A 23,426-nucleotide genomic window follows, 5' to 3' on the forward strand; every position below is an offset into this window, starting at 1 on the left:
TATGCACATCGCCATCCCCCTGTACGCGGGCTATGACGCCGCGGACGCCCTGGGCCCGTACTTCGTGCTCCGCAACATCCCCGGCGCGACGGTCACCTTCGTGGCCGAGCGGCCGGGCGTCGTCGCCGACGGGGAGGTCACCCTGACCGCCACCGCCTCCTTCGCCGACCTGCCCGCGCCCGACGTCCTGGTGGTGCCGGGCACCAAGGACGTGAAGCGGAGCATGGCCGACCCGGAGTTGATCGACTATGTGAAGACGGCACACTCCACCACCACCTGGACCACCTCGGTATGCGTGGGCTCGCTCACGCTCGGCGCGGCAGGTCTCCTGGAAGGAGTCAGAGCGGCCACCCACTGGGTGGCCTACGACCTGCTCGCGGAGTTCGGCGCCCAGCCGGTCCATGAGCGTTTTGTCAAGGACGGAAAGATCATCACTTCGGGTGGCGTGCTGGCCGGTGTCGACATGGCGCTCTACCTCGCGTCCTTGCTGGCGGGCGAGGACATGGCCAGGGCGATCCAGCTCGGGCTGGAATACGCGCCGCAGCCGCCGTTCGACGCCGGAACGCCGGAGACCGCGCCCGCGGAGATCACCGAGCTGGTGCGCGCCTTTCTGAGAGGGGCCTGACACCCACCCCTGAACGGCTCGCGTCGTCGACCGCGACGTCCCGCGCCTCGCGCCCGAACGCGGTGTGAGCGGCCGGCGGAACGCCCCGGGACCGGCCGAGCACGAGCGGGGGCCCGGGAGGTCGACCGCGGAGACCGCGGACCGCCGCCGAAACACGTGGGGAGCCCCCTCACGACCAGCGACCTAAAAGTCGGAATTAGGATATTTTCTCCCGCATGACCCCTTCTGCGATCTCCAGCGGGCTCCACACGGTCGCGATCTCCTTCCTCGTCCTCTACGCGGCGTGGATGATCATTGCGAACCTGCCCAGCAGGAGCCGGGCCAGAACGTCGATCACGGACACGGACCGCGAAGGCGTGGTCGTGTACTGGCGGCCCGGATGCAAGTACTGCATGCGGTTGCGCATGCGTCTGCGCTTCACCCGGTTGCGGTACATCGAGGTGAACATCCGGCGAGACGATGAGGCGGCGGCGTTCGTCCGCTCGGTCGCGGACGGGAACGAGACCGTACCGACCGTGACCGTGGCCGGGAAGGCGATGGTGAACCCGTCGAAGCGTCGACTGCTGGAAGCGGTCGAAACACATGCCCCGCACCTACTGCCCACGGCAGGGGAGCCGACGGACCGTGGATGACCAGGCGGACGACCGCCGGTCCCGGATGGTGGTCGTGATGACGAAGACCCCCGCGACGGGCCGATGCCACCGGATCGTCATGGCCGCGTCCGCAGGACGTTCACCGTCCACAACGATGGAGAACCGCCGCGCTTACCGCTCCGGGTTCGTCAGGCCCGTCGGGCAGGACACCCGGACGGTTCACCCAGCTTGACGTCGGTGCCGCCGAGACCGCGGCGCCATGGAGCACCCTTGCGCCGCGGTGTGCGGGACCGCGGTGGAGATCGGCGCGACCCTATGCGGTGCCGCCGTACCACTGCCACTCCGTACGCCGGGGCATCCCGGGGAGCGAGATGCGGCCCGTACACCACAGCAGAGTGGCGGACGGACCATGCCCCGGTGGGGCGTCCGGGAAGAGGCGGGCGAGGGCGGCGGTGCTGGGCTCACCGGGCGGTGTCCAGGGCAGGCCGAGAGTGCGGGTGATGTCGTAGGTGTGAACGGCCAGTTCGACGACGCCCATCGCGGCGAAGCCCGCAGCGTCGGAGTGACCCCAGGGATGCCATGCCCGCACGTCCGCGGCCGTGTCCCGGACCGTGGCGCTGAGCATGGACGCGGCGATGCCGAGCCCCTCCAAGCATGCGGGAACGGAGGCATGGGGGTCGAGGGAGGCGAAGAGGGTGATGTAACGGTCACGGGGGCGGGCGATGAGCAGACCGGTGTAGCCGATCAGCCCGAGAGCCAGGTGGTCGAGGGTCTGGCGGCAGGTCCAGTCGAGACCGCCGGCCCGGCGTGACCAGTCCTGATCGGCTCCCTGGAGGAGAACGGCCAGGCACTCGCCGGCGACGGCCGACACCAGGCCCGGCCATGACACGGCGGTGGCGGGAGACACGGGGCCAGGCGGGGAGGGCAGGACGGTCTCCGGCACCGCGCTCATCGGCCGCCCCCCGGGTTCCGCATGACCTCGATCACGCTCGCGTAGCTGTCGGAACCGTGACCCGCCGCCCTGGCCCGCTCCATGATGTGCTTCAACAGCTCGGGCAACGCGTTGTCGACGCCCCGCGCCGCCGCGGCGTGGACGAGGTGGTCGACGGCGGCGATCTGCACGTCGACGGTGGCGTCGTCACCTGGATAGAGGCCGGCGTCCACCTGAGGCGCGTACGCGGTCATGAAACCGGCCACGGTGGTCAGCCAGCGGACCGCGAAGGGGGTGAAGGCCGTGGCTTCCGTCTTCTCCGCTCCGACCAGTGCCGTGCCGTGCAGCCAACCGGTCAGGGCGGACCACATCAGGCCGAGCAGCGCGGCGTCGTAGAGGGACGCCAGGCCCGGGTCGGCGCCCAGGTGCAGGGGGTCGCCCAACGCGGCCAGGGTGGGGCGGTGGACGTCGAAGACTTCGGGTGAACCGCTGTAGAGGAACATCATCTCCGGTCTGCCGACACCCGGGGGAGTCGTCATGACGGCGCCGTCGAGATAGCCGGCGCCGAACGAGCGGGCCCACGCGGCGGTCTCCCGGGCCTGCTCCGGGGAGCCGGAGGTGAGGTTGACCAAGGTCCTGCCTTCGAGGGAGCCGCCGACGGGCTCCAGGACGCCGTGCAGCGCCTCGTAGTCCAGCACGCACGCGACGATGAGCGGACTCGCCGTGACCGCCTCCCCGGGGTCGGCTGCGGGACGGGCTCCCCGAGCGGCCAGCGCCTCGGCCCTGTGCGCCGTACGGTTCCACACGGTGGTCGGGTGACCGCGGTCCAGCAGTGCGGTGGCCAGCGCCGAGCCCATCGAACCCAGCCCGATGACGGTCACGGCCGGATGGTCAAATGTCATTACATCTCCTTGTCTGTCCGCCCATGGCGGTCGATCACGCGGAGACCACGTTCTCAACGGGCCGCGGCCCGCGACAGTGACGGGGATGACGGGTGTCACCAAATTCCTGCCATAGGCTGCGGGTCATGAGTGCCGGTTCCGTCGCCGTGGTCGTGACCGACGACATCGAAGTGCCCTCCTGGGACCTGTACGAGCTGAGCATTCCTTGCACCGTCTTCGGCAAGCCGCAGCCTGATCTCGCCGATCCCTGGTACGACCTGCGGCTGTGCGGGACGGGCGAGCGGCCGCCGGACGACCGAAGCGGCCTCTCCGGAGCAAGGCTGACGGTGAGGACCGACTACGGGCTCGACGGCCTCGTCGGCGCGGACACGGTCATCGTGCCCTCGGTTCCCGACTCCTGTGTCGAGGAGGGCACGCCGCTGCCGCCCGAGCTGGTGGCGGCCCTTCGCCGTGCCCATGCCGCCGGCGCCCGGATCGTCTCCCTGTGCACCGGCGCCTTCGCCCTCGCCGAAGCGGGGCTGCTCGACGGACGCCGCGCCACCGCCCACTGGATGCACACCGCCCAGCTGGCCGAGCGTTATCCGAAGGTGCAGGTCGACGACTCGGTGCTTTACGTGGACGACGGCGACGTACTCACCAGCGCCGGGCTGACCGCGGGGCTCGATCTCTGCCTCCACCTGGTGCGTCGCGACCTCGGTGCGCACGTCGCCAACCAGCTGGCCCGCCGCATGGTGGTGCCCGCCCATCGGCCCGGTGGTCAGGCGCAGTTCATCGACATGTCCGTGCCGGCGACCGATGACGAGAGCCTGGGTCCCGTCCTGGAATGGGCCCGCGCGAACCTGGATCAGCCCCTCACGGTCGAGGAGCTGGCGCGACGAGGAGTGATGAGCCCCCGGACCTTCTACCGGCGGCTGCGAGCGACCACCGGGATGACACCGCTGCAGTGGTTGCTCAACCAGCGCCTGGCACGTGCCCGGAGTCTGCTCGAATCGACGGGCCTGCCGATCGCGAAGGTCGGGGAGCTGAGCGGGCTCGGCACGGCCAACAACCTCCGCCACCACTTCCTCAAGCAACTGGGAGTGTCTCCGGGCGACTACCGGCGGGCCTTCCCCGTGCGATGAACGGCTGATCGCACGGGTGCCGGACGGGTCGAGGAAGGCACGGTCGCGGACGCCGTCGGGCTGGTTGATGGGTTCTTGCATCACTTCAGCGCCCGCGGCCTCGATGTGCTCGAAGGTGACGTCGCAGTCGTCGGTCACGAAGGCGAGTCGGCCCAGCAGGCCGTCGGCCGTCAGGTCCTCGTCGGCCTGGCATACCCGAACACGGATCGATTGGGCGGAGGGCTGGAACTCCTTGGCGAGCTCTTCCGGCGACCGCCCCGCGCGCACCAGCTCGACCATCTGCCGGCGAAACTCCGGCGGATAGTTGTTCGGCACAGTGAACTCTTTCTTCCGGGAACCGGGGTTCCCCAGAAATCAGGTGTCCACCAAGCCGGGTCAACTCCAAGGGATCAACCAGGCACCAGCGTAAACGCGGCGACATGCGCAGGCCGCACCACAGAAAAATCTCTGTTGTCCACGGTGAACACCTCGGGGATTCGAAAGCGCTCCGCGACGGCGACAACCGAAGCATCAGCCGATCCCAATGGAAGGTCTGCGTAGCGCTCCACCAAGTCCGCGATACGAGCGAGATCATCATCAATGAGATCAACCAGGTGAAAGACTCCAGATCTCAGCGAACGCAGGAATCCGGCCTCCACCTTGGCGCCGCCGATCTTGCCCAGCATGTAGGAAACTTCGCCGGCCACGAAACTGGGAACGAGAAGTTCGCGTCGTTCCCTACGGAACTGGTTGAACACCTCAACGCATACATCGTGCTTGCGGTCATTTCGGATGGCAGCGGCGACGATGGGGCCGGTGTCAACGACGATCACACTTCGCGACCATACTCCTCGCGCAAGATCGCCTCAGTGCGTTCAGCGATGTCGTCCTGTTCGGTGGTGACAGAACCGAACCAGGAAGGCGGCCACTCCTGGCCCGGCTCACCCTCATCGGAGTGGACGAGACGCAGAGTGTGCACACGCACCTCATGAAGCTGGTCCGGCGTCAGCCGATCGACTAGCCGATGCATGTCCTCGTACTCTTCATGAGCAGCGGTCATAGCCGAAGTCTACGCCAGCTGGTCTGCAAGCACCGGTTCTGCCGACTCCTGCGCCGAAACGGCGAATCGAAGTCCCACACGTTCCGGAAGAGACCGATTTCATGGACTCGTTTGCATTGGGTCACTTAACTTGACGCTGGTGCCACCAATTCCACGGTAGCCACCGAGGTTTTTTGTAGAGATACCGCCGGTGGTAGCGGTTCACTTCATGCGATCACACCGGCAGGCGGAGCGGGGCCGACTGCCGGCTGAGCCTGAGGACGGCCTGGGTCGTTCGTGGGTCGGCGGCGGGGGGCGAAGGGGGTGACGGGACGGGCCCCGGGCCCGAAGCGATGTTCCCCGCACGCAAGGACACACTCACCGTGGCCGCCGGACCGTCCCCCGGGGCGAACTCCCTCTCAGGGGCACTCATGCGACCAGTTCACTACTCGAAGCGGCAACTAGCCGGGAGGTTCATCCATTGATGGATCGAGCGGTCGAGCCTCATTCCCCTACGGAAACCACGGTCCGCGACGCGTGCGTTTTCTCGTAAGTGTTCCTTAACGATCCTAAAAGGACTACTAACTTGTGTTAAATACCGTAAGGAGCAAAAATATGCGACATGCCTGAAACGCGCCGTGGAGTCCTGTACGGCATCGCCGCCTACAGCATATGGGGCCTGTTCCCGCTGTACTGGCCGCTCCTGAAGCCCTCCGGCGCCCTGGAGATCCTCGCCCACCGCATGGTGTGGTCCCTTGTGGCCGTCGTGGTCATCCTGGCGGTCCGGCGCCACTGGTCCTGGATCGGCGAGCTCCTGCGCACCCCCAGGAAGCTCGGCCTCCTGACCCTCGCCGCGATGCTCATCACGACGAACTGGGGCGTCTACATCTACGCCGTCAACGCCGGCCATGTGATCGAGAGTGCGCTCGGATACTTCATCAACCCGCTGGTCAGCGTCCTGTTCGGCGTCCTCCTCCTCAAGGAGCGCCTGCGGCCGTGGCAGTGGGGCGCGGTCGGGCTGGGCGCCCTGGCCGTCGTCATCCTCACCCTCGACTACGGGCGGCTGCCGTGGATCGCGCTGGTGCTGGCGGCCAGCTTCGGCACCTACGGACTCGTCAAGAAGGTCGCGCGGGTCGGCGCCGCGGAGAGCATGACCATCGAGACGCTGGTGCTGCTGCTGCCGGCGCTCGGCTACCTGGTCTATCTGGAGTTTCAGGGGACGGCCACCTTCGCGAGCGCGGGCGCGGTGCACGCGATGCTCCTGGTCGGGGCGGGCGTGGTCACCGCCGTTCCGCTGCTCTGCTTCACCTCCGCCGCGATCCGGGTGCCGCTCACCCTGATGGGTCTGCTCCAGTACATCGCCCCGGTCCTGCAGTTCGTCGTCGGCGTGTTCGTCGCGCACGAGATCATGCCGCCCAGCCGCTGGATCGGGTTCGCCATCGTCTGGCTGGCCCTGTCGATCTTCACCTGGGACAGCCTCCGCGCCGCCCGTCAGGCCCGCCGTACGGCGCTGGAGCCCGTGGCCGCCTGAGAGGGGCCGGAAGTCTCACAGGCCGCCGCTCACCCGGCCGACGAGGCGGGGTGCTCCATCCACCATTCGGCGAATTCGAGGCAGCGGCCGTCGGCGTCGAGCCGGATCACCCACAGGTCGCCGTAGGCATCGCCGCGCCCGCCACCCGGCCGGGGAACGGCGCGGCGATCACCGCGGGCTTCGTCGCTCAGCTCCGCACCGCCGTCACCAGTCGCGACAGCGCCGGGTCGGCGTGTGCCTGCTCCAGTGCCGCGGCCAGGGAGCGCTCGTAGGTGGGCGTGGCCTCGGCCAGGCGGACCCGTCCCTCGTCGGTGATCACCGAGTAGACGCCCCGGCGGTCGGCCGAACACAGGTCACGCCTGGTCATTCCGGCCTCCTCCAGGCGGGCGACCAGCCGGGTCACCGAGCTCTGGTTCAATCCGACGGCCTCGGCCAGCTCCTGCATCCGCAACTCGCCGTCCGAGGCGTCGGAGAGCTGGACCAGAGCTCGGTATTCGGACAGCCCGAGCCCGTGCCCGCGCTGCAGCGCCTTGGCCAGATCGGCCTCCACCCGTGCGTACAAGAGGGCGAAACGGTCCCAGGTCATCGTGAGTCTCCTTGCGATCTTCAACGTGGCAGGATTCTACATGTACATGCAGCATTTGCATGCATCTGCAAACACATATGCCCACGAAGATCCGGTCATGCGTGAAGACCGGTACGAGCCCCACCCCGCCGGCGCCCCTATGCGGATCTTCCCGCCGGACCCGGGCCCGACGGGGAAATCAAGATCACGGTGGCGCCCCGGAGGGTCGTGGGACCACGGCCGCCGGGGCGGACTCGCGACAGGCGGCCGGACGGCGCCTGAGAGGGCCCTGACGGGGCCGGAGGGCGCGAGGGCCGACCTCAGCCGGAGCGCTCGATGACGTAGTCGCACAGAGCCAGATAGGCGGCGCGGGCCGGAATGTCGGGAAGACCCCCGAGTGCCTCACGGGCCCGGTCGACCCAGGCGACCAACTCGGCGCGGGCGCGGACCATCGCGGGGTCGGCGCGCAGCAGGCCGAGCGTCTCCTCGATGTCCTCCTCCGCCACCGGGCCGGCCAGCAGCTCACGCAGGCGGGCGCCCTCGGGCTCGTCGGAGGCGAGGACGTAGAGCACGGGCAGGGTACGGATGCCCTCGCGCAGGTCGGTGCCGGGTGTCTTGCCGGATTCGATCGAGTCCGAGGCGACGTCCAGCAGGTCGTCGCCGAGCTGCCAGGCGACCCCGATGGCCTCGCAGGCTCCGGTCAGACGCTCGACCACCTCGGACGAGGCGCCGCTGAGCATGCCGCCGAACCGGCCGGAGGTGGCGATCAGGGAGCCGGTCTTGTCGGCCAGAACCTCGATGTAGTGGGCCACGTGGTCCTCGCCGGGGCGGGGACCCACGGTCTCGCGGATCTGACCGCGGACCAGGCGGGAGAACGTCTGGGCCTGGATCCTGATGACGTCGGCGCCGAGATCGGCGAGGATCTCCGAGGCCTGGGCGAACAGATAGTCACCGGTCAGGATCGCCACGGTGTTGTCCCAGCGGGCGTTCGCCGACGGAGAGCCCCGGCGCAACGGGGCCTCGTCCATCACGTCGTCGTGATAGAGCGTCGCCAGATGGGTCAGCTCGATCACCACGGCCCCGGGCACGACGCCCGGGGCGTCCGGAACGCCGAACTGGGCGGCGAGCAGCATGAGCATCGCCCGGAACCGCTTGCCCCCCGCCTCGATGAGATGCTTGGACGCCTCCGTGACGAAGGCGTCCTCGCTCTCCACCGAGGATCGGAGCAACCTTTCGACCTCGGCCAGTCCGGAGGCGAGGTCCTGCGCCAACCGTTCGTCGACGAACGGCAGATCAACAACGGGTGGCGCAGCCATGGTTCCCAGCACTCCTCTAACGAATGAACAACGCGGACGCAGCGTGGTCCGCCAGATCCAGCACCGGCTGGGGGAAGACCCCGAGCACTACCGTAGCCGCTGCCGCGAGGGCGACCACAGCCGAGGTCCCCACGGTAGGCGCCGCGATGGTCGGCCCGTCGGCGGCCGGTTCGCTGAAGAACATCAGCACGATCACCCGGACGTAGAAGAACGCCGCGATCGCCGAACTCACGGCACCCACGATGACCAGCGGCAACGCGCCACCGGAGATCGCCGCCGCGAACACGGCGTACTTCGCGAAGAAGCCGCTCGTCAGCGGGATGCCCGCGAAGGCCAGCAGGAAGAAAGCGAAGATTCCCGCCAGAAGGGGCGAACGCTTGCCGAGACCGGCCCACCGCGACAGGTGCCCGGCCTCGCCGCCCGCGTCGCGGACCATGGTGACCACCGCGAAGGCGCCGACCGTGGTGAACCCGTACGCGGCCAGGTAGAACAGGATGCCCGACAGGGCCTGCTGGTTCTGCTCGACGGTGCCGATCGCGATCACGCCGGTGAGCAGGAAGCCCCCGTGCGCGATCGAGGAGTAGGCGAGCATGCGCTTGATGTCGGTCTGGGTGATGGCCAGGATCGCACCGACGATCATCGTCAGGATCGCGACGCCCCACATGAGCGGCTGCCAGTTCCAGCTGTAGCCGCCCAGGGCGACCCAGAAGACGCGGAGCACGGCGCCGAAGGCCGCCACCAGCACGGTGGAGGCCATCAGGGCGGTGACCGCGGTGGGCGCGCCCTGGTAGACGTCGGGCTTCCACGCCTGGAAGGGCGCGGCACCGATCTTGAACAGCAGACCGACGCCGAGCATCGCGGTGCCGATCAGCAGCAGCGGCTCCTGGCCGCTGACCGAACTGAGCGCCGAACTGATGGCCTTCAGGTCCACCGACCCGGCGTAGCCGTACACCAGGGCCATTCCGTACAGGAAGAAGGCCGAGGAGAACGCGCCGAGCAGGAAGTACTTGACCGAGGCCTCCTGCGAGAGCAGGCGGCGACGGCGGGCCAGGCCGCAGAGCAGGTACAGCGGCAGGGACATGACCTCAAGGGCCACGAACATGACCAGCAGGTCGTTCGACGCGGCGAAGAGCAGCATGCCCCCGACCGAGAAGAGGACCAGCGGGTAGACCTCGGTCTGGGCGTATCCGCTGCGGACCGCCTCCTCCTCGTCCCTGCTTCCCGGTACGGCCGCCGCCTGCGCGACGAACTGGTCCTCGTCGTTGATCAGCAGCGTGCTGATCAACGCCAGGATGAGGATGACGCCCCAGATGAACAGCGAGGGACCGTCGACCGCGACCGCGCCCATGGCGGCGGCGGTGGTCGGCAGGCCGTTCAGGGCCGTCAGGATGGTCGTGACGAACGCGCCGGCCAGGGCGAGCAGCGTGAGCGGTACGTGGATCGACTTGCGCAGGTAGCGGGGCGCGAACGCCTCGACCAGCACGCCTATGATCGCCGCGCCGAACACGAGCAGCATCGGAGAGAGCAGCGCGTATTCGATCGTCGGCGCCTGAATGGTGGTGCCGTTCACTGCCCGGCCCCCTTCTTGTCAGCGACGGCGGGTGTGAACTGGCCAACCTGAACGGTGGACAGTGTCTTGCCCACCGCGGGGTTGATCACGTCGAGCAGTGGCTTGGGGAAGAAGCCGACGGCGATGATGACCGCGATCAGCGGAGCCACAACCCACTTCTCCCGGATGTCCAGGTCGGGGAAGACCTTGACGGACTCGGCCGTGGGGCCGGTCATCATGCGCTGGTACATCCACAGAACGTAGACCGCGGCCAGGACCACGCCGGTGGTGGCGATGATCGCCGGAATCGGGTGGGTCTCGTAGGTGCCGATCAGGACCATGAACTCGCTGACGAACGAGGACAGGCCCGGCAGGGACAGGCTGGACAGGCCCGCGATCAGGAAGGTGCCGGCGAGCACCGGGGCGACCTTCTGGACCCCCCCGTAGTCGGCGATCTGGCTGGAACCCCGGCGGTAGATCAGGAATCCGGCGATCAGGAACAGCGCGCCGGTCGAGAAGCCGTGGTTGACCATGTAGAGGGTGGCGCCCGCACCCGCGTTCGCGGTCATCGCGAAGACACCCATCGCGATGAAGCCGAAGTGCGAGATCGAGGTGTAGGCGATGAGGCGCTTGATGTCGGTCTGGCCGATGGCCACGATCGCGCCGTAGACGATGCCGACGACGGAGAGCACGATCACCAGCGGGGTGAAGAACTTCGACGCGTCCGGGAACAGCTCCAGGCAGAAGCGGAGCATGCCGTAGGTGCCGACCTTGTCCAGCACGCCGACCAGCAGCACCGCGGCGCCGGCCGGAGCCTGCGCGGCGGCGTCGGGCAGCCAGGTGTGGAACGGCCAGAGCGGCGCCTTGACCGCGAACGCGATGAAGAAGCCGGCGAACAGCCACTTCTGCGTGGTCGGGTCCTGGATGGCCCCGATGAGCTCGGGGAACATGAAGGTGCCCTTGTCGGCGATCACGTAGAGCGCGATCACCGCGACCAGCATGAGCAGCCCGCCGAAGAGCGAGTACAGCAGGAACTTCACGGCCGCGTAGGACCGCTGGGCGCCGCCGTACGACCCGATCATGAAGTACATCGGGATCAGCATGGCTTCGAAGAACACGTAGAAGAGGAAGACGTCGGTCGCCGCGAAGACGCCGATCATCATCGCTTCCAGCACCAGCAGCAGCGCGAAGTAGGTCTTCACCGACCGCTTGGGCGGGGCGTTGGCCCCGGTGCCGTCGGCGTCGTGCCAGGAGGCGAGGATCACGATCGGCACGAGCACCGCCGACAGCGCGATCAGCACCAGCGCGATGCCGTCCACGCCGACGCCGTAGTGCACGCCGAAACGGGGAATCCAGTCGTAGACCTCGGCGAACTGGAAGCGCGTCTCCGAGTTGGGGCTGAACTGGGCCGCGAGCGCGCCGGTCAGTACGAGGACGACCAGCGAGACCGCGAGGGCCAGTTGCTTGGCGAGCTTGTCACTCTTGACAAGGGAGACACCCACCGCGCCCAGAACGGGCACGGCCATCAGGGTCGAGAGCCAGGGCATCACATGTTCCCTACGTAGAGCAGCGCGCCAACGACCACGGCGGCACCGAAGAGGATGGACAACGCGTAGGACCGTACGTAGCCGGTCTGGATGCGACGCAGCCGTCCGGACGTCCCGCCGATCGTCGCGGCCAGGCCGTTGACCAGCCCGTCGACGCCGCGGTTGTCGAAGAAGACCGCGAGCCGGGTCAGCCACTGGCCGGGGCGCATGAACAGCGTCTCGTTCAGGGCGTCGCCGTACAGGTCACGACGGGCGAACGTGGTGAGGAACGACCCACGCGGGGCGACCTGGGGCACCTCCGCCGCGCCGTACCGGAACCAGGCGAACACGGCGCCGACGGCGACCAGCGCGAGCGTGGCGAGGCCGGCCGTGCTGAAGGGGTGGAACTCGGGCAGGTGCTCGGGCAGGCCGACAGCCGGGCCGATGAACCTCATGAACCGGTTGTCCAGGATCAGGAAGGCGCCCAGGAAGATCGAGCCGATGGAGAGCAGGATCAGCGGCACGGTCATGACGGCGGGCGACTCGTGCGGGTGTGCGTCGTCGGCCCAGCGCTTCTTGCCGAAGAAGGTCATGAAGACCATCCGCGACATGTAGAAGCCGGTGAGGCCCGCGCCCAGCACGGCCAGCCAGCCGAGGATCTCGTTGTGCTCGATGGCCGTCTCGATGATGCCGTCCTTGGTGAAGTAACCGGACAGCAGCGGGAAGCCGATGATCGCCAGATAGCCGATGATGAAGGTGACCGCGGTGATCTTCATCACCGGGAACAGTCCTCCATACTTGCGCATGTCGACCTCGTCGTTCATGCCGTGCATGACCGAGCCGGCGCCGAGGAACATGTTGGCCTTGAAGAAGCCGTGCGTGATCAGGTGCGCGATGGCGAAGGCGTAGCCCGCCGGGCCGATGCCCGCGGCGAGCATCATGTAGCCGATCTGCGACATCGTGGAGCCCGCGAGGCCCTTCTTGATGTCGTCCTTGGCGCAACCGATGATCGCACCGGCGAGCAGCGTCGCGACGCCGACGATGGTGACGACCAGCTGCGCGGTGGGAGCGACCTCGAAGAAGGCGCCGGATCGGACGATCAGGTAGACACCCGCGGTGACCATGGTCGCGGCGTGGATGAGGGCCGAGACCGGGGTCGGGCCCTCCATCGCGTCCAGCAGCCAGGACTGCAGCGGGAGCTGCGCCGACTTGCCGCAGGCTCCGAGGAGCAGCAGCAGGCCGATCGCGGTCATCGTGCCGTTGGAGGCCTCACCCGCGAGCGGGAAGACCTTGCCGAAGGCGACCGAGCCGAACGTCGTCCAGACCGTGAAGATCGCGATCAGCAGGCCGAAGTCGCCGACCCGGTTGACGATGAAGGCCTTCTTGGCCGCGGCCGCCGCCGTGGGCTTGTGCTGCCAGAACCCGATCAGCAGGTAGGAGGCGAGACCCACGCCCTCCCAGCCGATGAACAGGGCGACGTAGTTGTCGGCCAGCACCAGCAGGAGCATCGCCGCGACGAACAGGTTCAGGTAGGCGAAGAACCGGCGCCGGTCGGGGTCGTGCGACATGTAGCCGATCGAGTAGATGTGGATCAGCGATCCCACACCCGTGATCAGCAGGGCGAAGCTGATCGACAGCGGGTCGATCAGCAGCCCCATGTCGGCCATGCCGGGGATGAACTGGTAGAGCGCGACCCCCATGCGGCGCTGGTCCTCGGGCAGGCCCAGCAGCTCGACGAAGGCGGCGACGGCCACCGCGAAGGAGGCCAGGGCCATGACGACGCCGAGGAAGTGGCCCCAGCGGTCGGTACGGCGGCCGCCCAGCAGGAGGATCGCGGCACCCAGCAGTGGAAGCACGATCATCAGCCAGGAGACCCCGACCACTCCACCGGAGTGCGGAATGATCTCAACAGGAGATTGCACCGGCCACCTCTTAGTACTTCAGCAGGTTGGCGTCGTCCACCGACGCGGACCTGCGGGTTCGGAAGATCATCACGATGATGGCAAGGCCGATCACGACCTCGGCCGCGGCCACCACCATCACGAAGAACGCGATGATCTGACCGTCCAGATTGCCGTGCTGCCTCGCGAAGGTGACGAACGCCAGGTTGCAGGCATTGAGCATGAGCTCCACGGACATGAACACGACGATCGCGTTACGCCGCACCAGCACGCCGATGGCGCCGATCGCGAACAGCAGTGCGGAGAGCACCAGGTAGTGAGTGGTCACCTGTCGTCCTCCTGCTCGGGCGCTTCCTTCACGACAATGTCCTTCTCAATGACCTGCTTGATGAGCGCGGCCTTCTCCGGGTCGGTCGGTCTGACGCCGTCCTCCGTCTCGTGCCGGGCGAGCACTCGGTTGATCGACTTGGGCGACACCGTGCCGTCGGGCAGCAGGGCCGGCATGTCGATCGCGTTGTGCAGGGCGTAGGTGCCGGGCCCCGGCAGCGGGGACGGTTGCGGGCCGATGAACCGGGCGCGGGCCAGGTCGCGCTGGGTGGCCTTGGGGCGCACCCGCTCGCGGTGGGCCAGCACCATCGCGCCGAGCGCGGCGGTGATCAGCAGTGCCGAGGTGACCTCGAAGGCGAAGACATATCTGGTGAAGATCAGCTGGGCCAGCGAGGGCACGTTGCCGCCCGCCTCCTTGACGGCGGCCTCCATGCCCACGGGCGCGGCGAAGGTCACGTTGCCGACCCCCAGCGCGAGCAGGGCGGCGAAGCCCAGGCCCGCGATGGCCGCCCAGAAACGCTGACCCTTGATCGTCTCGACCAGGGAGTCCGCCGAGTCCACGCCGATGAGCATCAGCACGAACAGGAAGAGCATCATGACCGCGCCGGTGTAGACGATGATCTGCACCGCGGCGAGGAAGGGAGCGTCCTGGATCGCGTAGAGCACGGCGAGGGACAGCATGACCACGCCGAGCATCAGGGCCGAGTAGACGGCCTTGCGGCTGAAGACGAGTCCGAAGGCGGCGGCCACCGAGACGACCGCGAGCACCCAGAACGTGATGGTCTCACCCATTGTTCCGTCCCAGCCGGTAGTAGTCCTCTTCGGTCTCGCCGAGACGCATGGGGTGCGGCGGGATCTCCATCCCGGGGCCGAGCGGTGACAGCAGCATCTCCTTGGTGTAGATGAGGCTCTCACGGCTCGTGTCGGCGAGCTCGTACTCGTTCGTCATGGTCAGCGCGCGAGTCGGGCAGGCCTCGATGCAGAGGCCGCACAGGATGCACCGCAGATAGTTGATCTGGTAGGTGCGCCCGTAGCGCTCGCCCGGTGAGAACCGCTCCTCGTCCGTGTTGTCCGCACCCTCCACGAAGATCGCGTCGGCCGGACAGGCCCAGGCGCAGAGCTCACAGCCGATGCACTTCTCCAGGCCGTCGGGCCAGCGGTTGAGCTGGTGCCGGCCGTGGAAACGCGGAGCCGTGGGCCGCTTCTCCTCGGGGAAGTTGACCGTTTCGACCTTCTTGAACATGGTGTGGAAGGTCACGCCGAACCCCTTGACGGGGTTCAGCCAATCAGTTAGTCCCACTGGGAACCTCCTTGCGCTCTACCCCGTGGTAGTGCGGCAGGTCGAGCGGCGGCACAGGGAAGCCACCTGCGGTTGGCTCGGCGTCGAGCCGCTCGAACTCGGCCTCGACCAGTTCGGCCCTGTTCTCCTTGCGCTTCTGCAGGACGCTGTCGAAGCGCCACCAGACTCCGAGGATGACCAGCAGGACGAGCGCGGCCAGGATCAGCACGAGCGACCTGTTCATCTCCGGGAGCTGCAGGGCCCTGACGGTGGCGACCAGCACGATCCACCCGAGGTTGATCGGGATGAGGATCTTCCAGCCGAGGGCCATCAGCTGGTCGTAGCGCACTCGCGGCAGCGAGGCACGACACCAGACGAAGAAGGAGAAGACCAGCACCATCTTGAGGAAGAACCAGAGCAGCGGCCACCAGCCGGTGTTCGCGCCGTCCCAGATGGAGATCGGCCACGGAGCCCGCCACCCGCCCATGAACAGGGTGATCGACACTGCCGAGACGACGAAGACGTTGACGTACTCGGCGAGCATGATGACCGCGAACTTCAGCGAGTTGGAGTACTCGGTCTGGAAGCCGCCGACCAGCTCGCCCTCACCTTCGGGCAGGTCGAAGGGGACCCGGTTGGTCTCGCCCAGCATCGTGATGACGTAGATCAGGAACGACGGGATCAGCAGGACCATGTACCAGGAGGGCATCGGGATGTCGAGGCCGCCCAGGCTGAGGACCCCGCCCGACGCCTGCGCGCTGACGATCTCCGAAGTGGAGAGCGTCCCCGCGAACAGGAACACGCCCACGAACGACAGGCCCATCGCGATCTCGTAGGAGACCACCTGGGCGCTGGCCCGCAGACCGCCGAGCATCGAGTACGGGGAGCGCGATCCCCAGCCGGCGAGCACGATGCCGTACACGCTGATCGAGGCCATCGCCAGCACCAGCAGCACCGCGACCGGAAGGTCGGTGAGCTGCAGCGGCGTCTCGACCCCGAACATCGAGACCATCGGGCCCATCGGGATGACGGAGAAGGCCAGGAAGGCGGGGACCGCGAGGACGACGGGGGCGATGAAGTAGATCACCTTGTCCACGGTCCGCGGCATCAGGTCTTCCTTGAGACCCATCTTGAGACCGTCGGCCACCGACTGGAGCAGACCGAACTTGCCGGCCCGGTTGGGGCCGTAGCGGTTCTGCATGCGGGAGATGAGCTTGCGCTCGAACCACACGCCGAACAGCACGCCCAGCATCAGGACGATGAAGATGACGACGGCCTTGATGATGCTGATCCAGATGGGATCCTTACCGAAGTCGGCAAGGGTCGGATCGGCCGCTAGGAGAGTCCGGGCATTCATTACCGCTCCTCGTTCGCTTCGCCGGCGGCAGTCGTGCCGGAGGCGCGCTCGGGAAGCACGGTGCTCGCCGCGCCGGGCTCGCTCCCGTAGGCCGTCCCGATCTTGACGATGACACCGGCCGTGGCATGCAGGTCACGGGTCACCGAACGGCCGGCGGAGTTCGACGGCAGCCACACCACCCGGTCGGGCAGGTCGGCGATCCGCACCGGCAGGCTCAGCGAGCCCCGCTCGGTGGTGACGGTGATCTTGTCGCCGTCGACGACACCCGACTCGGCCGCGGTGGCCGCGGAGACCAGCGCCTCGGCAGGGCGGGCGGTGCCCGCCAGGTACGGCTCGCCGGCCTGCATGCGGCCGTCGTCGAGCAGCTGGTGCCAGGTGGCCAGAACGGCCTCCCCCGCCTGCGGGGCGGCGGCCGTCTGGCCGCCGACGCCGGGGGCGGCGACTCTGGCACCGCGCCAGGCGCCGATCGAGGCGAGCTCGCGGCGGGCGGCCTCCGGGTCGGGGAGACCGAGGTGCACGTCCATGTGGTCGGCGATCGCGGCGATGACCCGCAGGTCGCTCATGACGCCGGGGACGGGCAGCGCCTCCTCGAAGGTGCGCCCGCGCCCCTCCCAGTCGACGAACGTGCCGGACTTCTCGGCCACCGCCGCGACCGGCAGCACCACGTCGGCGCGGTCGGTGACCGCGCTGGCGCGCTGCTCCAGGCTCACGATGAACGGGGTGTTCTCCATGGCCAGCAGTGCGGCCTGCGGAGCCGCCAGGTCGTAGGGGTCGACACCGGCGATGACGAGGGCGTCGAGCTCCCCGTCCAGCGCCGCCGCCAGCATGGCGGTGGTGTCGCGGCCCTCGGCCTCGGGAAGCGAGGAGACGTTCCAGACCCTGGCCACCTCGGCGCGGGCGGCCTCGTCGCCGACCGGACGGCCGATCGGCAGCAGGTTCGGCAGCGCTCCGGCCTCGATGGCGCCGCGCTCACCGGCGCGACGCGGGATCCAGGCCAGGCGTGCGCCGCTGGAGGAGGCGAGCCGCAGAAGCGCCGAGAGCGCGCCCGGCACGGTGGCGAGCCGCTCACCGGCGAGGATGACCGCGCCCGGCTGCCTGATCGCCTCGACGGCCAGCGCGTCCACGGCCGCCAGGTCGTCCAGGACCGCGGTCTCGGAGCCCGGCGCCGCCTGGATCAGCGTGCCGCCCATCTTGGCCAGGCCTGGCGTGGCGAACGGCGCGACCGAGAAGACCTTCAGGCCCTTCTTCCGCCACGCCTTGCGCAGGCGCAGGAAGACGATCGGCGACTCCTCGTCGGGCTCGAAGCCCACCAGGAGCACGGCCGGGGCCTTCTCCAGGTCCGAGTAGCGGACCTCGATGCCCTTGCCCGCGACGGCGTGCGCGAGGAACTGCGCCTCTTCCGCGGAGTGGGGCCGGGACCGGAAGTCGACGTCGTTGGTGCCGAGCGCGATCCGGGCGAACTTGGCGTAGCCGTACGCCTCCTCGACGGTGAGGCGACCGCCGACGAGCACGCCCGCGCGGCCGCGAGCCGCGGCGAGTCCCTTGGCCGCGGCGGCGAACGCCTCGGGCCAGGAGGCCGGAACCAGACGCCCCTCCTCGTCACGGACGAGGGGGGTCTTGAGCCGGTCGGGCTGGGTCGTGTAGGTGAAGGCCCAGCGACCCTTGTCGCAGTTCCACTCCTCGTTGACCTCCGGGTCGTCCCCGGCCAGACGGCGGGTGACCTTGCCCCGGCGGTGGTCGGTGCGGAGCGAGCAGCCGCTGGCGCAGTGCTCGCACGCGCTGGGCGTGGAGACCAGGTCGAACGGGCGGGCCTGGAACCGGTAGGCGGCACCGGTCAGCGCGCCCACCGGGCAGATCTGGATGGTGTTGCCCGAGAAGTAGGACTCGAACGGCTCACCGTTGGCCGTGGCGACCTGCTCCTTGGCCCCGCGCTCGAAGAAGTCGATGAGCGGGTCACCGGCGATCTCATCGGAGAAGCGGATGCAGCGGGCGCACTGGACGCAGCGCTCGCGGTCCAGCAGCACCTCGGAGGAGAGCGCGACCGGCTTGTCGAAGGTGCGCTTCTTCTCCTCGAACCGGCTCTCGCCCTGGCCGTTGGACATGGCCTGGTTCTGCAGCGGGCACTCGCCGCCCTTGTCGCAGACGGGGCAGTCGAGCGGGTGGTTCAGGAGCAGCATCTCCATGACACCGCGCTGCGCCTTCTCGGCGACCGGGGAGGTGAGCTGGGTCTGCACGACCATGCCCGGGGCGACCTCGATCGCGCAGGAGGGCTGCGGCTTGGGGAATCCGCGGCCGTTGCCGGCGTCGGGGATGTCCACCAGGCACTGGCGGCAGTTGGCCGCCGGCTCCAGCAGCGGGTGGTCGCAGAACCGGGGGATCTGGATGCCCAGCAGTTCGGCGGCCCGGATGATGAGCGTGCCCTTCGGGACGCTCACCTGGAAGCCGTCGATGGTGAGGGTGACCAGGTCTACCGGCGTCTGGGCCGGGGTCGTCGCTTGGACGGTCATGGCGCCTCCTTCGTCGGCCCCGTGACCGAAACAGTGCTGTGTCGCTTGGTTCCCTCGCCGCGCTCGGTCATGGCCCCCTCCGTCGGCCCCATGACCGAGACGGTGCTGTGCTTCCTGGCTCCCTCGCCGCGCGCGTTCACTTGCTCCCCCACACCGTGGAAGGAGCGTGGTCGAACGGGCAGGCGCCGAGCTCGAAGTGCTTGAGGTACTCGTCGCGGAAGTACTTCACCGACGAGTGGATGGGGCTGGTGGCACCGTCGCCCAGGGCGCAGAAGGAGCGGCCCAGGATGTTGTCGGCGATGTCGGTGATCGTGGTCAGGTCCTCTTCGGTGCCCTGACCCTTCTCCAGCCTCTTGAGCACCTGCTTGAGCCAGTAGGTGCCCTCCCGGCAGGGGGTGCACTTGCCGCAGGACTCGTGCGCGTAGAACTCGGTCCACCGCAGGACGGCGCGGACCACGCAGGTGGTCTCGTCGAAGATCTGCAGGGCCCGGGTGCCGAGCATGGATCCCTTGGCCCCGACCGACTCGAAGTCGAGCGGAACGTCCATGTGCTCGTCGGTGAAGATCGGGGTGCTCGATCCGCCGGGGGTCCAGAACTTGAGCCGGTGCCCCTCCCGGATCCCGCCCGCCATCTCCAGCAGCTCGCGCAGCGTGATGCCGAGCGGCGCCTCGTACTGGCCGGGCCTGGTCACGTGCCCGCTCAGCGAGAAGATGCCGAAGCCCTTGGACTTCTCGGTGCCCATCCCCGCGAACCAGTCGGCCCCGTTGGAGATGATCGAGGGAACACTGGCCACGGACTCCACGTTGTTCACGACAGTGGGCGAGGCGTAGAGCCCCGCCACGGCCGGGAAGGGGGGCTTGAGCCGAGGTTGGCCGCGATGACCCTCCAGCGAGTCCAGCAGCGCCGTCTCCTCGCCGCAGATGTAGGCGCCCGCTCCGCTGTGGACCACGAGCTCCAGGTCGTACCCGGAGCCGAAGAGGTCCTTGCCGAGCAGTCCCTTCTCGTACGCCTCGGCCACGGCCGCCTGCAGGCGGCGGATGACGTGGACGACCTCGCCGCGCACGTAGATGAAGGCGTGGTTGGCGCGGATCGCGTAGGAGGTGATGATGACGCCCTCGACCAGCGAGTGCGGGTTGGCCATCATCAGCGGGATGTCCTTGCAGGTTCCCGGCTCGGACTCGTCCGCGTTGACCACCAGATAGTGCGGCTTGCCGTCCCCCTGGGGGATGAAGCCCCACTTCATGCCGGTGGGGAAGCCCGCGCCGCCTCGGCCGCGCAGTCCGGAGTCCTTGACGGCCTGGATGACGGCGTCGGGGTCCATGCTCAGCGCCTTCTTGGCCGCCGAGTAGTCGCCGTAGCCCTCCAGGGTGAAGGAGTTGGGCTGATCCCAGTTCGCGGTGAGAACCGGGGTAAGAGTGGTCACTTCGTCTCCTCGCCTGGCAGCTCGTCGCTCCATGACGAGCCCATGCCGTGCCTGTTGGCTCGCTCGCTCACGAGGACCTCCTTCGTCGGCCCTCGTCCGCAGGCTGCTGCGTAACCAGCTCGCTCGCTCACGCTTCCGGAGCCTTCCATCCGTTGGCCTTGGCGATCTTCAGGCCCTCAAGGGAGGGGCCGCTCGCCGAGGGGCCGTCGCCGGCCAGGCCGTCGGGCAGGCCGGACAGCACCCGCGAGGCCTCCTTGAACGTGCAGAGCCTCTTCGGACCCCGGGTCGGCGAGATTTCCTTGCCGTCCTTGAGGTCGTCGACGAGCTGCTTGGCCGAGGCGGGGGTCTGGTTGTCGAAGAACTCCCAGTTGACCATCATCACCGGGGCGAAGTCGCAGGCCGCGTTGCACTCCAGCCGCTCCAGCGAGATCTTCCCGTCCGGGCTGGTCTCGTCATGGGCGAGGCCGGTGTGCTCGGAGAGCTCGTCCCAGATCTGGTCGCCGCCCATGACCGCGCACAGGGTGTTGATGCACACGCCGACGTGATACTGGCCCGCCGGCTTTCGCTTGTACATCGTGTAGAAGGTGGAGACGCCCACGACCTCGGCCTTGCTCAGCCCGAGCATCTCGGCGCAGAACTCGTGGCCGTCGTCGGAGACGTAACCGTCCTCCGCCTGCACCAGGTGCAGCAGGGGCAGCAGGGCCGACCGCGGCTTGGGGTAGCGGCCGATGATCTCCTTGGCCTCGCGTTCGAGACGCTCGCGGACCTGCGGCGCGTAGCCCTTGTCCATGGTCGCGCTCCCCTCGTCGTTCGCCACGCCGGCGGCCACGTCCCTCTGCGGGAACGTCGGCTCGTTCACCGGCTGACCGCCCGTGCCTGTCGCACTCATCGGTCGACACCTCCCATGACCGGGTCGATCGAGGCCACGGCCGAGATGACGTCGGCGACCATGCCGCCTTCGCATGTCGCGGGCATGGCCTGCAGGTTCGTGAAGGACGGGTCGCGGAAGTGTACGCGGTAGGGGCGGGTGCCGCCGTCGCTGACCACGTGGGCGCCGAGCTCGCCGCGAGGCGACTCGACCGAGGCGAAAGCCTGTCCCGCGGGGACCCGGAAGCCCTCGGTCACGAGCTTGAAGTGGTGGATCAGCGCTTCCATCGAACCGCTCATGATGTGCGCGATGTGGTCGGGCGAGTTGCCCAGGCCGTCGGGGCCGAGCGCGAGCTGCGAGGGCCAGCCGATCTTCTTGTCGTCCACCATCACGCGGCCGTTCTTGAGCGGCCCCGACAGGCGGTCGAGGGCCTGCTCAATGATCTTGAGCGATTCCTCCATCTCGGCCACCCGGACGAGATACCGGCCGTAGACGTCGGCGCTCTTCTCGGTCGGGACGTCGAACTCGTAGGTCTCGTAGCCGCAGTAGGGCTGCGACTTGCGCAGGTCCCACGGCAGGCCCGCGGCCCGCAGCATCGGGCCGGTGACGCCCAGCGCCATGCAGCCGGTGAGGTCGAGGTAGGCGACGTCCTTGGTCCGGGCCAGATAGACCGGGTTCGCGTCGAGCATCTTGCGCAGGTCCTTGATGCGCCCCGGCATGACCTTGAGCAGCTCGCCGACCTTGTCCACGGCGCCGGCCGGCAGGTCGACGGCCACGCCGCCCGGCCGGATGTAGGCCATGTTCATCCGCAGGCCGGTGATGTACTCCATCACGTCGAGCACCATCTCGCGCTCGCGGGACCCGAAGAGGAACGGCGTGGTCGCGCCCAGCTCCATGCCGAAGGTGCCGATGGCCACCATGTGCGAGGAGATGCGGGTGAGCTCCATCATCATCACGCGGATGGCCTGGGCCCGGTCGGGGATCCGGTCGGTGATGCCGAGCAGCTTCTCGACGCCCATGCAGTAGACGGTCTCGTTGAAGATCGGCGCGAGGTAGTCCATCCGGGTGACGAACGTGGTCCCCTGGGTCCACGTCCGGAACTCGGTGTTCTTCTCGATGCCGGTGTGCAGGTAGCCGATGACCGTGCGGGCCTCGGTGACCGTCTCGCCGTCCAGGTTCAGGATCAGGCGGAGCACGCCGTGCGTGGACGGGTGCTGCGGGCCCATGTTGATGACGAGCTGCTCGTCCTGCTGGCCGGTGAGGGTTTCGAGGAGTTCCGCCCAGTCGTTGCCGGAGACGTTGTAGACCTTGCCCTCGGTGGCCTCCTCATAGGGAGCGCTCACGAGTCCTCCTCCGTCTTCCTCGTTCGCGAGCTGCTGCGCATATCGGCTCGCTCGCTTCGCTCGCTCACTTGTAAGACCTCCTCTGGTCCGGCGCGGGGATCTCCGCGCCCCGGTACTCGACCGGGATGCCGCCGAGCGGATAGTCCTTACGCTGGGGGTGACCGTCCCAGTCGTCAGGCATCATGATGCGGGTCAGCGCCGGATGGCCGTCGAAAATGATCCCGAAGAAGTCCCAGGTCTCCCGCTCGTGCCAGTCGTGGGTCGGGTAGACCGAGACCGTGGAGGGGATGTGCCTGTCGTCGTCGGGGCAGGACACCTCGACGCGCAGGCGCCGGTTGTGCGTGATCGAGCACAGGTGGATCACCGCGTGCAGCTCCTCGCCCACGAGGTGGGGATAGTGCACGCCGGAGACGCCGAGCGAGAGCTCGAAGCGGAGGGCGGGGTCGTCGCGCAGGATCTGGGCGACCTCGATCAGGCGCTCGCGCTTCACGTGGAAGGTCAGCTCGTCCCGGTCCACGACCACGCGCTCGACGGCGTCGGCGAGGTTTCCGCCGAGCGCGCGTTCGAGCTCGTCGGCGATGGTGTCGAAGTACCCGCCGTAGGGGCGGGGACTGGACAGCTCGGGCCTGCGCCGTACGACCAGACCGCCGTAACCGGAGGTGTCACCGGTGCCCGAGGCGCCGAACATGCCCAGATGGGCGATCGGCTCCTCCGGGACCTCTGGGAGGTTGTCAGTACTCATAT

General features: G+C 68.3%; 22 protein-coding genes. 4 read left to right on the top strand and 18 right to left on the bottom strand.

What is annotated here, in order from left to right; all coding sequences use genetic code 11:
* The first annotated feature begins 1 nt into the window (after position 1).
* Positions 2-625 (top strand): DJ-1/PfpI family protein, encoded by a 624-nt coding sequence (locus J2853_RS31640; RefSeq protein WP_307564367.1) that lies wholly within the window; start codon positions 2-4, stop codon positions 623-625.
* Between the two features lie 215 nt (positions 626-840).
* Complete coding sequence (locus J2853_RS31645; RefSeq protein ID WP_307564368.1) at positions 841-1,257, top strand: glutaredoxin domain-containing protein; 417 nt, start codon at positions 841-843, stop codon at positions 1,255-1,257.
* A 274-nt stretch (positions 1,258-1,531) separates the two neighbouring features.
* Here the strand turns inward: J2853_RS31645 and J2853_RS31650 are convergent, their stop codons facing one another.
* Positions 1,532-2,170 (bottom strand): maleylpyruvate isomerase N-terminal domain-containing protein, encoded by a 639-nt coding sequence (locus J2853_RS31650; RefSeq protein ID WP_307564369.1) that lies wholly within the window; start codon positions 2,168-2,170, stop codon positions 1,532-1,534.
* Entirely contained in the window at positions 2,167-3,051 is an 885-nt protein-coding gene (locus J2853_RS31655; protein ID WP_307564370.1) for an NAD(P)-dependent oxidoreductase, read from the bottom strand. The genes J2853_RS31650 and J2853_RS31655 overlap by 4 nt, the downstream gene beginning before the upstream one ends.
* 125 nt (positions 3,052-3,176) lie before the next feature.
* Between J2853_RS31655 and J2853_RS31660 the strand changes: the two genes are divergently transcribed.
* Complete coding sequence (locus J2853_RS31660) at positions 3,177-4,172, top strand: GlxA family transcriptional regulator (RefSeq protein ID WP_307564371.1); 996 nt, start codon at positions 3,177-3,179, stop codon at positions 4,170-4,172.
* Between the two features lie 389 nt (positions 4,173-4,561).
* On the opposite strand, the gene J2853_RS31670 is transcribed toward J2853_RS31660, so the two are convergent.
* Both J2853_RS31670 and J2853_RS31675 read right to left on the bottom strand, forming a co-directional pair.
* Positions 4,562-4,984 carry a type II toxin-antitoxin system VapC family toxin gene (locus J2853_RS31670; protein WP_307564372.1) on the bottom strand — a complete coding sequence of 141 codons (423 nt, stop codon included), beginning with the start codon at positions 4,982-4,984 and terminating at the stop codon, positions 4,562-4,564.
* Positions 4,981-5,211: a hypothetical protein gene (locus J2853_RS31675; protein WP_307564373.1), complete on the bottom strand. Its 231-nt coding sequence runs from the start codon at positions 5,209-5,211 to the stop codon at positions 4,981-4,983. The genes J2853_RS31670 and J2853_RS31675 overlap by 4 nt, the downstream gene beginning before the upstream one ends.
* Before the next feature lie 601 nt (positions 5,212-5,812).
* Between J2853_RS31675 and rarD the strand changes: the two genes are divergently transcribed.
* Entirely contained in the window at positions 5,813-6,721 is a 909-nt protein-coding gene (rarD, locus tag J2853_RS31680; RefSeq protein WP_307564374.1) for an EamA family transporter RarD, read from the top strand.
* 187 nt (positions 6,722-6,908) lie between these two features.
* Here rarD and J2853_RS31685 read toward each other — a convergent pair whose 3' ends face one another.
* The 14 genes from J2853_RS31685 to J2853_RS31750 all read right to left on the bottom strand — a co-directional run bounded on the left by J2853_RS31685 (position 6,909) and on the right by J2853_RS31750 (position 23,424).
* Positions 6,909-7,307 carry a MarR family winged helix-turn-helix transcriptional regulator gene (locus tag J2853_RS31685; protein ID WP_307564376.1) on the bottom strand — a complete coding sequence of 133 codons (399 nt, stop codon included), beginning with the start codon at positions 7,305-7,307 and terminating at the stop codon, positions 6,909-6,911.
* 299 nt (positions 7,308-7,606) lie between these two features.
* Positions 7,607-8,602: a polyprenyl synthetase family protein gene (locus J2853_RS31690; protein ID WP_307564377.1), complete on the bottom strand. Its 996-nt coding sequence runs from the start codon at positions 8,600-8,602 to the stop codon at positions 7,607-7,609.
* A gap of 16 nt (positions 8,603-8,618) precedes the next feature.
* Positions 8,619-10,172 carry an NADH-quinone oxidoreductase subunit NuoN gene (gene nuoN, locus J2853_RS31695; RefSeq protein ID WP_307564378.1) on the bottom strand — a complete coding sequence of 518 codons (1,554 nt, stop codon included), beginning with the start codon at positions 10,170-10,172 and terminating at the stop codon, positions 8,619-8,621.
* On the bottom strand, positions 10,169-11,698 hold the full coding sequence (locus J2853_RS31700; protein WP_307564379.1) for an NADH-quinone oxidoreductase subunit M: 1,530 nt from the start codon (positions 11,696-11,698) through the stop codon (positions 10,169-10,171). Before J2853_RS31700 ends, nuoN begins: the two co-directional genes overlap by 4 nt.
* Positions 11,698-13,539: an NADH-quinone oxidoreductase subunit L gene (nuoL, locus tag J2853_RS31705; RefSeq protein ID WP_307568894.1), complete on the bottom strand. Its 1,842-nt coding sequence runs from the start codon at positions 13,537-13,539 to the stop codon at positions 11,698-11,700. Before nuoL ends, J2853_RS31700 begins: the two co-directional genes overlap by 1 nt.
* A 70-nt stretch (positions 13,540-13,609) precedes the next feature.
* A complete protein-coding gene (nuoK, locus tag J2853_RS31710; protein ID WP_307564380.1) occupies positions 13,610-13,906 on the bottom strand; it encodes an NADH-quinone oxidoreductase subunit NuoK in 297 nt (98 codons plus the stop codon).
* Positions 13,903-14,697, bottom strand: coding sequence for an NADH-quinone oxidoreductase subunit J (locus J2853_RS31715; protein WP_307564381.1), 795 nt, complete (start codon positions 14,695-14,697; stop codon positions 13,903-13,905). The genes nuoK and J2853_RS31715 overlap by 4 nt, the downstream gene beginning before the upstream one ends.
* Complete coding sequence (nuoI, locus tag J2853_RS31720) at positions 14,690-15,205, bottom strand: NADH-quinone oxidoreductase subunit NuoI (protein WP_307564382.1); 516 nt, start codon at positions 15,203-15,205, stop codon at positions 14,690-14,692. Before nuoI ends, J2853_RS31715 begins: the two co-directional genes overlap by 8 nt.
* Positions 15,192-16,541, bottom strand: coding sequence for an NADH-quinone oxidoreductase subunit NuoH (nuoH, locus tag J2853_RS31725; protein WP_307564383.1), 1,350 nt, complete (start codon positions 16,539-16,541; stop codon positions 15,192-15,194). The genes nuoI and nuoH overlap by 14 nt, the downstream gene beginning before the upstream one ends.
* Entirely contained in the window at positions 16,541-19,048 is a 2,508-nt protein-coding gene (locus tag J2853_RS31730; protein WP_307564384.1) for an NADH-quinone oxidoreductase subunit G, read from the bottom strand. Before J2853_RS31730 ends, nuoH begins: the two co-directional genes overlap by 1 nt.
* A gap of 136 nt (positions 19,049-19,184) precedes the next feature.
* A complete protein-coding gene (gene nuoF, locus J2853_RS31735) occupies positions 19,185-20,471 on the bottom strand; it encodes an NADH-quinone oxidoreductase subunit NuoF (protein ID WP_307564385.1) in 1,287 nt (428 codons plus the stop codon).
* 127 nt (positions 20,472-20,598) lie between these two features.
* Complete coding sequence (nuoE, locus tag J2853_RS31740; RefSeq protein ID WP_307568896.1) at positions 20,599-21,261, bottom strand: NADH-quinone oxidoreductase subunit NuoE; 663 nt, start codon at positions 21,259-21,261, stop codon at positions 20,599-20,601.
* Between the two features lie 95 nt (positions 21,262-21,356).
* Positions 21,357-22,682: an NADH-quinone oxidoreductase subunit D gene (locus J2853_RS31745; protein ID WP_307564386.1), complete on the bottom strand. Its 1,326-nt coding sequence runs from the start codon at positions 22,680-22,682 to the stop codon at positions 21,357-21,359.
* A gap of 64 nt (positions 22,683-22,746) precedes the next feature.
* A complete protein-coding gene (locus tag J2853_RS31750) occupies positions 22,747-23,424 on the bottom strand; it encodes an NADH-quinone oxidoreductase subunit C (protein WP_307564387.1) in 678 nt (225 codons plus the stop codon).
* Between the last annotated feature and the right edge of the window lie 2 nt (positions 23,425-23,426).

This window comes from Streptosporangium lutulentum, assembly GCF_030811455.1.
In the GTDB taxonomy this organism is placed as follows: Bacteria; Actinomycetota; Actinomycetes; order Streptosporangiales; family Streptosporangiaceae; genus Streptosporangium; species Streptosporangium lutulentum.

Coding starts and splice junctions, on each gene's coding strand:
- nuoE (WP_307568896.1), bottom strand. CDS start 21,261: ATGGACAAGGGCTACGCGCCGCAGGTCCGCGAGCGTCTCGAACGCGAG.
- J2853_RS31645 (WP_307564368.1), top strand. CDS start 841: ATGACCCCTTCTGCGATCTCCAGCGGGCTCCACACGGTCGCGATCTCC.
- J2853_RS31660 (WP_307564371.1), top strand. CDS start 3,177: ATGAGTGCCGGTTCCGTCGCCGTGGTCGTGACCGACGACATCGAAGTG.
- J2853_RS31750 (WP_307564387.1), bottom strand. CDS start 23,424: ATGAGTACTGACAACCTCCCAGAGGTCCCGGAGGAGCCGATCGCCCAT.
- J2853_RS31655 (WP_307564370.1), bottom strand. CDS start 3,051: ATGACATTTGACCATCCGGCCGTGACCGTCATCGGGCTGGGTTCGATG.
- J2853_RS31730 (WP_307564384.1), bottom strand. CDS start 19,048: ATGACCGTCCAAGCGACGACCCCGGCCCAGACGCCGGTAGACCTGGTC.
- J2853_RS31715 (WP_307564381.1), bottom strand. CDS start 14,697: ATGGGTGAGACCATCACGTTCTGGGTGCTCGCGGTCGTCTCGGTGGCC.
- J2853_RS31690 (WP_307564377.1), bottom strand. CDS start 8,602: ATGGCTGCGCCACCCGTTGTTGATCTGCCGTTCGTCGACGAACGGTTG.
- J2853_RS31700 (WP_307564379.1), bottom strand. CDS start 11,698: ATGCCCTGGCTCTCGACCCTGATGGCCGTGCCCGTTCTGGGCGCGGTG.
- nuoL (WP_307568894.1), bottom strand. CDS start 13,539: ATGATCGTGCTTCCACTGCTGGGTGCCGCGATCCTCCTGCTGGGCGGC.
- J2853_RS31650 (WP_307564369.1), bottom strand. CDS start 2,170: ATGAGCGCGGTGCCGGAGACCGTCCTGCCCTCCCCGCCTGGCCCCGTG.
- J2853_RS31675 (WP_307564373.1), bottom strand. CDS start 5,211: ATGACCGCTGCTCATGAAGAGTACGAGGACATGCATCGGCTAGTCGAT.
- rarD (WP_307564374.1), top strand. CDS start 5,813: ATGCCTGAAACGCGCCGTGGAGTCCTGTACGGCATCGCCGCCTACAGC.
- J2853_RS31685 (WP_307564376.1), bottom strand. CDS start 7,307: ATGACCTGGGACCGTTTCGCCCTCTTGTACGCACGGGTGGAGGCCGAT.
- J2853_RS31640 (WP_307564367.1), top strand. CDS start 2: ATGCACATCGCCATCCCCCTGTACGCGGGCTATGACGCCGCGGACGCC.
- nuoH (WP_307564383.1), bottom strand. CDS start 16,541: ATGAATGCCCGGACTCTCCTAGCGGCCGATCCGACCCTTGCCGACTTC.